Origin of the sequence: Pseudomonas sp. NY15435, assembly GCF_048068295.1 — a bacterium.
In the GTDB taxonomy this organism is placed as follows: Bacteria; Pseudomonadota; Gammaproteobacteria; order Pseudomonadales; family Pseudomonadaceae; genus Pseudomonas.
In genome coordinates this window covers 112,405-124,630 of record NZ_JBLUQA010000010.1, presented here as the reverse complement: position 1 = coordinate 124,630, position 12,226 = coordinate 112,405, and the positions used below count along the sequence as shown (strand labels likewise).

The 12,226-nt window shown below is 64.3% G+C and carries 9 protein-coding genes; 8 read left to right on the top strand and 1 reads right to left on the bottom strand.

What is annotated here, in order from left to right; translation table 11 throughout:
* Window positions 1-129 precede the first annotated feature (129 nt).
* The 5 genes from ACNFH5_RS22510 (at window position 130) to ACNFH5_RS22490 (ending at window position 8,366) form a co-directional block, all read left to right on the top strand.
* Window positions 130-1,734 carry a response regulator gene (locus ACNFH5_RS22510; RefSeq protein ID WP_416749832.1) on the top strand — a complete coding sequence of 535 codons (1,605 nt, stop codon included), beginning with the start codon at window positions 130-132 and terminating at the stop codon, window positions 1,732-1,734.
* 102 nt (window positions 1,735-1,836) lie between these two features.
* On the top strand, window positions 1,837-2,667 hold the full coding sequence (locus ACNFH5_RS22505) for a hypothetical protein (protein ID WP_416749830.1): 831 nt from the start codon (window positions 1,837-1,839) through the stop codon (window positions 2,665-2,667).
* 45 nt (window positions 2,668-2,712) lie between these two features.
* A complete protein-coding gene (locus ACNFH5_RS22500) occupies window positions 2,713-6,624 on the top strand; it encodes a YadA-like family protein (protein WP_416749828.1) in 3,912 nt (1,303 codons plus the stop codon).
* Between the two features lie 50 nt (window positions 6,625-6,674).
* Window positions 6,675-7,505, top strand: coding sequence for an OmpA family protein (locus tag ACNFH5_RS22495; protein ID WP_416749826.1), 831 nt, complete (start codon window positions 6,675-6,677; stop codon window positions 7,503-7,505).
* A 3-nt stretch (window positions 7,506-7,508) separates the two neighbouring features.
* Window positions 7,509-8,366 (top strand): hypothetical protein, encoded by an 858-nt coding sequence (locus ACNFH5_RS22490; protein ID WP_416749824.1) that lies wholly within the window; start codon window positions 7,509-7,511, stop codon window positions 8,364-8,366.
* Between the two features lie 195 nt (window positions 8,367-8,561).
* On the opposite strand, the gene ACNFH5_RS22485 is transcribed toward ACNFH5_RS22490, so the two are convergent.
* Window positions 8,562-9,251: a GNAT family N-acetyltransferase gene (locus tag ACNFH5_RS22485; RefSeq protein WP_416749822.1), complete on the bottom strand. Its 690-nt coding sequence runs from the start codon at window positions 9,249-9,251 to the stop codon at window positions 8,562-8,564.
* Window positions 9,252-9,470: 219 nt separating this feature from the next.
* Here ACNFH5_RS22485 and ACNFH5_RS22480 point away from each other — a divergent pair, with 219 nt between their 5' ends.
* The 3 genes from ACNFH5_RS22480 (at window position 9,471) to ACNFH5_RS22470 (ending at window position 12,193) form a co-directional block, all read left to right on the top strand.
* Window positions 9,471-10,565 (top strand): NAD(P)-dependent alcohol dehydrogenase, encoded by a 1,095-nt coding sequence (locus ACNFH5_RS22480; protein ID WP_416749820.1) that lies wholly within the window; start codon window positions 9,471-9,473, stop codon window positions 10,563-10,565.
* A 126-nt stretch (window positions 10,566-10,691) separates the two neighbouring features.
* Window positions 10,692-11,201, top strand: a complete 510-nt coding sequence (locus ACNFH5_RS22475) for a sigma-70 family RNA polymerase sigma factor (protein WP_416749818.1) — start codon at window positions 10,692-10,694, stop codon at window positions 11,199-11,201.
* A 5-nt stretch (window positions 11,202-11,206) separates the two neighbouring features.
* Window positions 11,207-12,193 (top strand): FecR domain-containing protein, encoded by a 987-nt coding sequence (locus tag ACNFH5_RS22470; RefSeq protein ID WP_416749816.1) that lies wholly within the window; start codon window positions 11,207-11,209, stop codon window positions 12,191-12,193.
* Window positions 12,194-12,226: the final 33 nt, after the last annotated feature.

Here is a 12,226-nt window from a genome sequence, read left to right as displayed (position 1 = left end):
ATCCGTCAGCGTGCGCTATTGGCAGGCTGGCCCCATTGGCTTGGCACTGCCTGCAGTCGAAGGTTGGGCGCACTTGTCGTGTTTACCTATGCTGATCGCACGGAGATTGTCAGATAAGGAAAGAGAACAATGGCCACGGCACTTCTCGTGGATCCGACACCGATCGTGCGCAGCGCCTTGCGGGATTTGCTGGAAAGCATGGGGCACGGCAGCATCGACGAGGCGATCGACGTTCCGACGGCATTGACGCTGGCCCGTGAGAAGCGACCGGAGCTGGTCATTCTCGAGATGGCGCTGCCCGGTGCGGGAGGCCTCGACCTGCTGCGCCGGCTACGTGCGCGTGACCCTGCTCAAAAGCTGCTGGTCTATAGCCGGCAGAATCCCGCCCATTTTGCACCCTTGTGCTTTCAGGCCGGCGCCAGTGGCTTTGTCAGCAAGGATGAGGACATCACAGGGTTGCACAAGGCAATTGTCGATGTGCTGGCCGGCCGCGCGCACTTCGCCAGGGAATACATGCAGCCGGGCAGTGGGGGCGAGCTCGGGAATCTGACGCCTCGCGAATTGGCGGTGCTGCAACTGATCGCCGAAGGGCATTCCAATCTACGCATTGCCGAGCAACTGCGGATCAGCTTCAAGACGGTCAGCACCTACAAGGGGCATCTTCTCGAGAAGCTGCACGTCGGCTCCAACGTGGAGCTGGCCGAAATCGCGCGACGCAACGGCCTGCTGGCCGGGCAGGAAAGCAGTGCCGGCGCCCTGACGGCCGAGGCGTTGCCGCTGGAACTGAACATGTTGCGCGACCTGGTCGACGCTGCGCCCAATCCCATGTTCGTGCGCACCATCGAAGGCAGGTTGTTGTTCTGCAACCAGGGTTTTCTCGACTACTACCACATCACCGCGGAAGAGGCGTTGAACTCGGGGCTCGCCGATGCGCGCTGGTTTTCGGCGGCGGTGCGCGAGAGGATTTCCGAATCGTTCAAGCGACTGGTCAATGATGGCGTTCCCATTTCCATGACCAACCGCGTCGAGATATTCGGCGTGCCGCGCGTGCTGCACTACTGGATGGTGCCATACCGCGAGTCAAGCGGGGCGCCCGCGGGAATGCTCGGCAGCTTGCAGGACATCACGTCCAGCGAGGAACACCTGATCGATCTGCGCGACCAGGCGCTTGTTGCGCAGACGCAGTTGAGGCAGCGCACCGAATTCTACATGTCATCCTTGAGTGAGCTGGCCGAACGCCTGGCGAACATGGGGTTGCACCCGTCGACTCCTGGCCTCGCCGATCTGACCGGGCGCCTGGCGCGGCTGCAGCGCATCTGTGATCTGGAGGACGGGCAGGTGCCATCGCAGCCGGTGGCTTGCGAACTGCGCGCCTTGATCGGGCGCAGCCTGGCCGGGCATCCCGCCAGCCTTTTCGGCGTCGCGAACAACGACATCAACCGCGTCTGGGTGGACGCACGGCTCTTCTCCGAATGGATGGCGAGCGCCCTGGCTTTGTTCCGAGCCGACAACGACGCTCCGCTCATTTTGCGCCTGGATATCTCCACTCGCGAGTACGGGCGCCTTGGCGCGCGTCTGGAAATCCGCGGGCGGATGGCGCCGCTGAGCATCATTGATCGCAGTCACACGGCGCGGCTGGCCGAGCACCTCAAGGGGCACTACAGCCATGAGAGCGAAGGTGATGAAGCCACCGTCACCCTCGAGCTCGAACTACTCCTGGCCAGCCGGGAGTGACTATCGAAGAAGTCTGATGGCGCTGCCTGAAGGACTCTGAGTTCGCTGCGAGACCTCCCTCCCTAGCATGTGGGCAACCCGATCACTTCCGGACTTGCCACCATGACTTCCCTCTCTGAATCGACATTCCCGCGCCGTCTGGGCGCACTCTCCATGCTCGCCGTCGCCCTGCTCATGGCTGGCGGATCTGCCCTGGCCGCGCCTGCTGCGGTGCAGCAGAAGCCCGCACAACCGCTGGTGATGCTCGCCCATCAGCAGTTTCTCGAAGGCGACCTCGCCTCTGCACAGGCCTTGCTCCGCGAAGCCGGCGCCAAAGGGCAGGGCGGTACTCGCGCACTGGCCGAGCAGGCGTTCCTGGAAGACGCCACCGGTCGTCACATGCGCGCCCGGCAGCTCTACGACGCTCTGAAGGGCAGCGACCAGGAAGCCGTCATCGCGGTTCCCTCGGCGGTGAACCTGACTGCCCTGGCCCGTTTCGACCAGGCACGGAGCTCGTTCGCCGCTCTGCAGAAGCGCTCTCCCAGCCCTCAGGTGAAAGCCTACGCCGGGCTGTGGAGCCTCTGGCTTGGTGCGCGCCGCGCCAGCGACGCCGGACTCAAGCCGGACGCGGCCAGGGCGCGGGTGCAGAAGATTGCCCGCGGCATCAAGCCGGTCACCGCTCAGCAGCGCGCGTTGGTAGCCCTCTACCAGGGCAAGACCGATAGCTCGGCGGTGTTCGCCGAGATCGATGCCCTGCAGGTCCCCGAGGCGATCAAGCGCGACTTGCGCACCGAGGCCGGATTGTTCGCAGGCGCCTACCTCGACTACGTACGCCAGGACCACCAGGGCGCACTGCGCATCTACCAGCTCGCCCTGGGGCAATCGCGCCCCGCGGCCATGGAGCGCCCGCTGCTGATCCAGTCCAGCCGCGCCCTGCAACTGTCTTCTCGCTGATTTCCCTTACCCATGCCGGGGCATGCCCCTGGAAGGAGTTCCTTCGTGAACAGAATCTATCGTCTCGTCTGGTCGAAAACCCAGCAGTGCTGGAGCGTGGCCTGTGAGTACGCCCGCAAGTCGGGCAAGGGCGGCCGCGCGCTGGCGGTCCTCGGCCTGGGGGGCCTCAGCGGTCTCTTCCTCGGTGACGCCTTTGCCGCCGGCGGCTCGACCTATGAAAAAGGAATCGCCGGAAACGCCGGCATCTACGTCAATGACAGCACCGATTCAGGCTGCATATTCGTTCACGATACCGGCGTGAGCGGTGACCAGGGCTGGAAGTACGACGGCAACAACAGCAACTGCAAGGCCGGTGACAAGTCGAGTCAGACCGGCCGAGTGCTCTTCTACGGCACCGGCACCCAGAGCGATGGCACCAACTCGCTGACTCTGGGCAACGAGCTGTACGTGAACGGCGGCCGCATTGGCCTGAACAACAAGATCAACGGGACCAATTCCCTGGCCATCGGCAATGTTGGTACTGATGCCGCGGGTGCCGCCACCGGCACTCAAGCCGTCGCCGTCGATTCGGTGGCGATCGGCAACAATGCCGTAGCCAGCAAGCAGAACGCAGTCGCCCTGGGGACCGCTGCCCAGGCGTTGGCCCAGGACGGCGTTGCCCTCGGCTCGGGTTCGGTCGCGGGAACCTCGGCCGGCGCGCCTGGTTATGTCCCCGATGGTGCCAGCCAGGTACAGGCCAATGCGATTGGCGCCACCACCAGCACGCTGGGCGCGATAGCCGTCGGCGACGCTGCCACGGGCAAGTTCCGCCAGATCACCAGCCTGGCAGCCGGCACCCAGGACAGCGATGCGGTCAACGTGGCGCAACTCAAGGGTGTGGTCGGCAGTGCAACCGCCGATGCAGTGATGTACGACAACGGCACCCATAACCACATCACCCTCGGTGGCGACACCTACGACAACAGCACGCACACCGGTGGCACGACCATAACCAACGTGGCCAACGGGGTGAACAACAGCGATGCGGTCAACGTCTCGCAACTGAGTGAGCTGGCCAATACCCCGATCACCTTCGTCGGCAACTCCGGCGCGGTCGGAAAGAAGCTGGGTGACAGCTTCATTATCGAAGGCGCGGCCACGACCGCAGGTTCCTACTCAGGCGCCAACCTGAAGACCGAAGTGGATGGCAGCGGCAACCTGCAAGTGCAGATCGCCGACAACGCCGTGTTCGACTCGGTGACCGCTGGCAATACCACGATCAACAACAATGGTCTGAGCATCATCGGCGGCCCGAGCGTGACCATCGCCGGTATCGACGCCGGCAACCAGAAGATCATCAACGTGGCACCCGGCGACATCAGTTCCGGCTCCACCGAGGCGGTCAACGGTTCGCAGTTGAATGCCACCAACCAGCAGGTGGACCAGAACACTACGAACATCAGCAACGTGACCAACAACGTCAACGACCTTAACAACGGGGCGGCCGGTCCGGTGCAACGCACCGGAAGCGATGTGCTGTCACTGATCGCCGCCGGCGGCGATGCTTACGCGCCGGGTGTGGCCCAGACACTGAACAATGTGGCGAACGGGGCGATCAACACCAGCTCTACGGATGCGGTCAATGGCTCGCAGCTCTACGGCCTGGCCAACTCCACCGCCAATGCCTTGGGTGGCGGCTCGACGGTCAACTCGGACGGTTCACTGTCGGCGCCGACCTACTTCGTCGATGGTTCGACGGTGAACAACGTCGGCGATGCCATCACCAACATCGATGGCCGGGTCACGAACAACACCGCCAATATCACCACCCTGCAGCAGGATGCACTGCAGTGGAACGACAGCCTGGGCGCCTATGACGCCAGCCACGGTACGGGCGATGCGCAGAAGATCACCAACGTGGCGCCCGGCGACATCAGCGCTGGGTCCACCGATGCGGTCAACGGCTCGCAGCTCAATGCGACCAACCAGCAGGTGGACCAGAACACCACCGCTATCAGCAACGTCACCACCAATATCAGTAACGGCACGATCGGCCCGGTGCAGCGCACGGGAGCGAATCAGTTGTCGTTGATTGCCGCGGGTGGCGATGCCGCCACGCCGGGGGCCGCCCAGGTGCTGAACAACGTAGCAGCGGGTGCAATCAACCCCACTTCGACGGACGCGATCAATGGCTCGCAACTGCACGACACCAATCAGCAGGTCGACGCCAACACCACCCAGATCACCAACCTCGATGGCCGGGTGACCAACGTAGAAGGCGACGTCACCACGCTGCAAGGCGATGTGACCAACCTGGGCGACCACGTCGACAACATCTACAACACCGGCACCAAGTACTTCCACGCCAACTCCACCGGCACTGATTCCTCCGCCACCGGTGTGGACTCGGTGGCCATCGGCATGGGCGCGGTTTCCAGTCATGACGGCAGCATCGCCCTGGGCGCCGGTTCCATTGCGGACGGCAGTACCCTGGGCCACCAGGCCTACCTGGTAGGCGGCAGCGCCAAGGGCGAGGTCAATATCGGCGAGCGCCGCATCACGGGCCTGTCGGCCGGCGCGGACGACACCGACGCGGTAAACGTCGCCCAGCTCAAGCAGGTATCGGGCGCGGCTACCGAAGGCTCGGTCAAGTACGACCTCAATGGCGACGGCAGCATCAACTACAACAGCGTGACCATGGGTGGCAGCACCTATAACAGTGTTACCAGGACCGGCGGCACGAAGATCACCAACGTCGCTCGCGGCGAAAGCGACAGCGATGCGGTGAACATGTCCCAGCTCAACGAGACCAACGCCCAGGTCACCAACATCGACGGCCGCGTCACCACCGTCGAGGGCAGCATCACCACCATCAACAACGGCGGCGGCATCAAGTACTTCCACGCCAACTCGAGCAAGGCCGACTCGGTCGCCAGCGGTACCGACTCGGTCGCCGTCGGCCCCAATGCCCAGGCCAGCGGCAAGGGTGCTGTCGCCATGGGTGACGGTGCCAGCGCCGCGGCCGATGGCAGCGTGGCCCTGGGGCAGGGCGCCAGCGACAACGGCCGTGGTGCCGAAAGCTACACCGGCAAGTACTCCAACGCGGCCAACGCGAGCGTCGGTACCGTCTCGGTGGGCAACGCCGCTACCGGCGAAACGCGCACCCTGAGCAACGTCGCCGATGGCAAGGAGGCCATGGATGCGGTCAACCTGCGTCAACTCGATGGAGCTGTGACGCAGTCCAAGCAATACACCGACGACTCCATCAGCAACGTCAACACCCAGGTTGCCAACGTCACCACCAACGTCAGCAACCTCGACAACCGCGTGACTCATGTAGAGGGCGATGTGAGCAACGTGCAGAACGGCACCGACGGCATGTTCCAGGTGAACAACAGCAGCCATCTGCCCAAGCCGAAGGCGACCGGCAATGACACGGTAGCCGGCGGCGCCGGGGCCCAAGCGATGGGCGACAGCAGCACCGCGATTGGCTCCAACGCCAAGGCCAAAGGGCGCAACTCGGTCGCCATCGGTGCCAACTCGGTGGCCGAGCGCGACAACAGTGTCTCGGTCGGCAGCGCCGGAGGCGAACGGCAGATCACCAACGTCGCCGCCGGCACCGCCGATACCGATGCAGTGAACGTCGGCCAACTGAACAAGAGCATGGGCGACATCTCCAACCAGTTCTACGACTACACCGACTCCCGCTACAACGCGCTGCGCCACGACCTGAAGAAACAGGACGACATCCTCAGCTCGGGCATCGCCGGCGCAATGGCCATGGCCACGCTTCCGCAGCCGTACTCGCCCGGAGCCAGTATGGCCACCGTCGGGCTCGGCAACTTCCGAGGCCAAGGAGCGCTGGCTGTGGGTGTGTCGAAGATTTCCGACAACGGCAAGTGGGTCACCAAGCTGCAGGGCAGCACAACCAGCCAGGGTGAGACCGGCGTTGCCGTCGGCGTCGGTTACCAGTGGTGAGTCTTTCCATCCTGGCCCGGCTTCGGCCGGGCCAGTCCCAGGAGATCAACATGAATACGTTCAAATCCGTCACTACCCGCACTCTGCTCATCACTTGCGCCGGTCTGCTGCTGGCCGCCTGCGGCACCCTCAGCCAGGTGGACGACCAGGGGCACAGCACTGCGCCCAAATTCCCCGCAGCAAGCGAGTCCTATCGTCCGCAAGGCAGCTACGCGAATCTTGAAAACCTGGCGAAGATCCAGCCGGGCATGAGCAAGGCGCAGCTGTACGAGCTGATCGGGCCACCGCACTTCCACGAAGGCCTGTTCGCCATACGCGAGTGGGACTACGTCCTGCGCTTCCGTCGTGCCGGCCAGGCCGATCTGGTCTGTCAGTACAAGGTGCTGTTCGACAAGGACATGCAAGCGCAGAGCTTCCTGTATTCGCCGGCTGATTGCCTCGATCGGCTCAAGCCGGCAGCCAGCCCCGTCGTCCAGCCTGTTTCGTCGAAACAACGGGTGACTCTGTCCGCTGACGCCAGCTTCGCCTTCGACCGGGCGGACCTGAGCGCCGACGGCCGCAATAGCCTGGATCGCCTGGCCATGCGGATTCGCAACGAACACCCGCAACACATTGTCGTGACCGGGCACTCCGACCGTCTCGGTTCGCGCGCCCACAACCTCGACCTCTCGCTGCGCCGGGCCGAAGCGGTCCGTGACTACCTGGCCGCCGCGGGCGTGCCGGCGGGGTCGATGCAGGTTCGCGGTGTCGGCGCGGCCGAGCCGCTGGTGAGTTGCCCGGATGCACCGCGCGAGCAATTGATCCTGTGCCTGGCAAGCAATCGCCGGGTCGTCGTCGAGTTCACCGCCAGCGTGGCCCAGTCCATCCAGAGTGAGGAATGAATCATGAATATTTCCAGCAAATGGCTGACCGCCACCCTGTTGCCGCTGTGCCTGTTGGCCGGCTGCAATGACACCGCTCGCAACGCCAGCAGTGCCCAGGTAAAGACCGAAGCCCTCGGAACCCTCGAGTACCCAGCTCTGCCGGTGATTCGCAACGCGGTCTTCAGCATGTCGCCGCTGGTGGATGGCAAGCGCAACCCGGCGGTCATGCAGCATATCTGCGGCCTGGCACGGGGCGAGATGAAGCAGGAGGATGTCGACAGGTTTGTCAGCGCCAGTGGCGAAACCGGCGAGGCGCTGAAGAAGAAAGGCGGGGTGACCGCGCTGCTGGTCAGCGGCAATGTTCAGGGCCAGCAGATCGCCTGTGCTTCCTTCCTGGCCACGACGCCGCTCGTCCAGCTCGACAGCCATGACTTCGTCGCTGCGCAGAAATCCGCCGACGGCAGGCTTCAGGTCAATCCGGCTCGTCTGGGAGAGGTCATGGCGGTTCGCATGGCCCTGGCTCGCACCGATGCCGAGTATTTCTCGCTGATCGCCGAAAAACTGCAGCAGACGCCGGGCCTGAGCTCCGCGCAGTACCAGAGCAGGGCCCGGGAGCTGTTCTCCGAACTGGCCCCGGCCTACCTTGAGCGCGTCAAGCAGCAGATGCCGCTGCCCGGCACCCAGTACTCCATCAAGCGACTGGACAATGAACGCTTTGCCTTCAGTACGTCCAACGGCGGCGAATACGAATACGGGAACGATGGAATGACCCTGCATCAGGACAACATCACCTGGTACGGCGATGGGATGCTGATGGGGCAGCGACATACGCTCAAAATCGCCTATTACCCCGATGCAGTAGTGAATCGCATCAACTAGGTGTCAAAGGCGCCGATTCCCGTGCTCGGGATGGCTCACTGACTCGGTCCGCATCACGTCATCACGGGGTGCGGATTTTGTCATTCGGCCAGACAGTCGACCGGCGCTTCTGGGAGCCTTTGCTGCAGTGCCCCGGGTACGGGCATCTTCTTCCACGCCCTGGGGAGAGCATGCCGTGCCGACACCTGAGGTTGCTCAATGCACGGTGGGGAAACGCTCCTTCACCAGTTCCTGGGCCTGCCAGGTCATCTGGTCGAGCAGGCGGTCGCGTTTCTTCTCGGCGTCGCGCATGGCCTTGCTGCCGTTCTGCTTCACCAGGTAGGTGTGGATCTGCCGCACCTCCTTGGACTGGTAGATCGGCGCGAGGTCCTGCACCGCGACCAGGCCATCGGAACGGTGGTCACGGGTGTTCAGCAGGACGTGCGGCCCTTGCGCCGCCAGTACACGAAAGCCCAGCGCCTCGAAGACCGGCACCTTGCCGGCGGCGCAGGCCAGTTCGGCGTGGGGGCGGTGGTCGATCATCTTCTGCAGCATGGCGCGGGCGATACCGCGACGGCGATGGCTGGCCTGGACGACGAGGTAGGCGAGGGTGCAGGCCTCTTCGTCGTCCTGGCTCGGCAGGTAGAGGGCGAAGCCCAGCACGTGCGACGGGTCTTCATCGTCCAGGGCGAGGATCAGGCGCGCGCCGCTTGGGGAGGAGGCATCCATGGCCTGCAGGTACAGGTGCACCTCGAAGCCGATCACGTACTGGTACAGCTGGAACAGCGGATTGCTCGGTGTCAGCGGAACCGGGCTGATGTCGCTGAAGTGGTCCACCACCATCTGCAGCACCTGGCTCTTCAGGGATTCGGGAGGAGAGGTGTCGAGGCTGACAAGGGTGAACATCTGAATCGGGCTCCGGGGGAATCGGTGTGATCGCCATTGTAACCTCCATGGGCCTCGGGCGATTCCTCCAGGGACACAGGATCCCGCACACAGCCCGACCGGCTACCGCCAAGCTACGCTGGACTGGCCGGCCGATGCTCGGGCTCCAGGGTTGATGTGCATCAACGGGGTTTCGCGCCGGCCGAGCACACTGGGCCCTCCAAGCAAGGAGAAAGAACGATGGCAATGATGAAAGCGGCGATCTTCGTGGAGCCGGGTCGAATCGAGCTGGCGGACAAACCCATTCCGGAGATCGGCCCCAACGACGCACTGATCCGTATTACCACGACCACCATCTGCGGCACCGACGTACACATCCTCAAGGGCGAATACCCGGTGGCCAAAGGGCTGACCGTCGGCCACGAGCCTGTTGGCGTGATCGAGAAGCTTGGCAGCGCGGTCAAAGGCTACCGCGAAGGCCAGCGAGTGATTGCCGGCGCGATCTGCCCGAACTTCAATTCCTACGCCGCACAGGATGGTGTGCCGTCCCAGGACGGCAGCTACCTGGTCGAGAGTGGCCGTTGCGCCTGCCATGGCTACAAGGCCACCGCCGGCTGGCGCTTCGGCAACCTGATCGACGGCACCCAGGCGGAGTATGTCCTGGTACCGGATGCCGAAGGCAACCTTGCGCCGATTCCGGACAGCCTCACTGACGAACAGGTGCTGATGTGCCCCGACATCATGTCGACCGGCTTCAAGGGTGCCGAGAACGCCAATATCCGCATCGGCGACACCGTGGTCGTCTTCGCCCAGGGGCCGATCGGCCTGTGCGCCACCGCCGGCGCCCGCCTGCTGGGCGCCTCGACCATCATCGCGGTGGATGGCAACCAGCACCGCCTGGACATCTCCCGCAGCATGGGCGCCGACGTCACCCTGGACTTCACCAAGTGTGACGTGGTGGAAGAGGTGATGAAGCTCACCGGCGGGCGCGGTGCCGATTCGTCGATTGAATGCCTGGGGCTGCCGAGCACGTTCGAGCAGGCGATGAAAGTGCTCAAGCCGGGCGGGACGTTGTCGAGCCTGGGGGTTTACTCCAGCGATGTGCACATCCCGCTCTCGGCCTTCGCCGCCGGCCTGGGCGACCATCGCATCAATACCGCTCTGTGCCCCGGCGGCAAGGAACGCATGCGCCGGCTGATGAGCATCATCGAGTCGAACCGAGCCGACTTCGGCTCGCTGGTCACGCACCACTATGCCCTCGACGACATCGTCAGCGCGTACGACCTGTTCGCCCATCAGCGCGACGGCGTGCTGAAGATCGCCATCAAACCCTGACGCGGGGAGGGGAATGGCCGCCTCCCGCAGGCGGTCAAACCCTGCAGCGTTCAGCTCGATTGCGCAGGACAGGGCAAATCCAGTATTGTTGAGAACGATTATCATGTTTAACAAGACTGGACGTTCATGGACAGCGAGCGGGCATTCGAACGGGATGTTGAGCGGCTCTACATTGCCCACCACGGCTGGCTGAAGGGCTGGCTGCGACGCCGCCTGGGCGAGCACGCCGATGCCGAGGACCTGGCGCAGGATACCTTCGTGCGGGTGATGCGCTCGCGCAGCGCCATCGCCGATCTGCGTCAGCCGCTGGCCTATCTCGCCACCATCGCCAACAGCCTGTTGATCAACCGCTGGCGCCGCCAGGCGGTCGAGCGCGCCTACCTGGAAGCACTGGCCGCGCGCCCTGAAGCGGTGGCACCGTCGGAGGAAGAGCGCCTGCTGCTGATCGAGGCGTTGGTGGAGATCGACGAACTCCTGCATGGGCTTGCGCCCCAGGTGCGGGAAATCTTCCTGATGTCACAGCTCGACGGCCTCACCTACCCGCAGATCGCCCAGCGCCTGGAACTGAGCGTCAATCAGGTGCAGAAGGCGATGAGCAAGGCTTTCACTGCCTGCTATACCTGCCGGTTCGAGTGAGCGCCATGTCCCGCGATAGCGACTCCCAACCGATTTCCGCCGTCATCCGCGACCAGGCGATTGCCTGGTTCACCCTGGCCCAGTCGGGCTGCATGAGCGATGCCGAGCAGCGCCAGTTGCGACTCTGGCGCGAGGCCAGCAGCGAGCACGAGCGCGCCTGGCAGCGCTTGAGCAGCATCCCGCTCGGTCTGCAGCGTCACGCCGGCACGCTGGCCGATCCGCTGGCGCGGCAGCTGGCCGGGCGCCGCCACTACAACGAGATGGACCGGCGCAAGGCGCTCAAGGTGCTGGTCGGTTTCGGTCTGCTCGGCGGGGTTGCCTGGCAGGGCCGTGACACACAGTGGGTTCAGGGCGCCATGGCGGACTATCGCACCGGCACTGGTGAGCGAGCGCAGCGCACGCTGCCCGATGGCACGCGCCTGTGGCTCAACACGGCTACGGCGGTCGACGTGCATTACACCAATAGCGTTCGCGAACTGCGTCTGCGTTACGGCGAAATCGAGATTCTTACCGCCCACGACAGCGACGGGCGGCCATTCCGGGTTGTCAGCGGCGATGCAGTGCTGCAACCGCTGGGTACGCGCTTCCGCGTCCGCCGCGACGAAGACGGGCGCGGCACCCTGTTGGCCGTCACTCAGGGGCGTGTCGCTGCCAGTTCGCTGGCAGGCGGCGAGGCGAGGGTGATCGAGGTGGGTTTCCAGGCTCGCATCGACACGGCTGGCGTTAGCGCACCGCAGGCGCTGGAAGCGAATGACGGCGCCTGGGTCGATGGCTACCTGGTGGCCGAGCGCATGCGCCTGGGCGACTTCCTCGCCGAGCTGGATCGCTATCGCCCCGGCTTGCTGCGTTGCGATCCGGCAGTCGCGGGTATTCGCCTGAGCGGCTCCTACCCGCTGGGCGACACCGACCAGGTGTTGGCCATGCTGCAGGACAGCTTGCCAGTGACGGTACAGCGGCGTACCCGCTACTGGGTGACGGTGGGCCCGCGTTGAAGCGCAGCGCGCTGAAAACGGGCCAATGAAAAT

Bases quoted from the DNA above. Each gene is read 5' to 3' on its own strand.
- ACNFH5_RS22490 (WP_416749824.1), top strand. From the start codon at position 7,509: ATGAATATTTCCAGCAAATGGCTGACCGCCACCCTGTTGCCGCTGTGC.
- ACNFH5_RS22470 (WP_416749816.1), top strand. From the start codon at position 11,207: ATGTCCCGCGATAGCGACTCCCAACCGATTTCCGCCGTCATCCGCGAC.
- ACNFH5_RS22485 (WP_416749822.1), bottom strand. From the start codon at position 9,251: ATGTTCACCCTTGTCAGCCTCGACACCTCTCCTCCCGAATCCCTGAAG.
- ACNFH5_RS22495 (WP_416749826.1), top strand. From the start codon at position 6,675: ATGAATACGTTCAAATCCGTCACTACCCGCACTCTGCTCATCACTTGC.
- ACNFH5_RS22475 (WP_416749818.1), top strand. From the start codon at position 10,692: ATGGACAGCGAGCGGGCATTCGAACGGGATGTTGAGCGGCTCTACATT.
- ACNFH5_RS22510 (WP_416749832.1), top strand. From the start codon at position 130: ATGGCCACGGCACTTCTCGTGGATCCGACACCGATCGTGCGCAGCGCC.
- ACNFH5_RS22480 (WP_416749820.1), top strand. From the start codon at position 9,471: ATGGCAATGATGAAAGCGGCGATCTTCGTGGAGCCGGGTCGAATCGAG.
- ACNFH5_RS22505 (WP_416749830.1), top strand. From the start codon at position 1,837: ATGACTTCCCTCTCTGAATCGACATTCCCGCGCCGTCTGGGCGCACTC.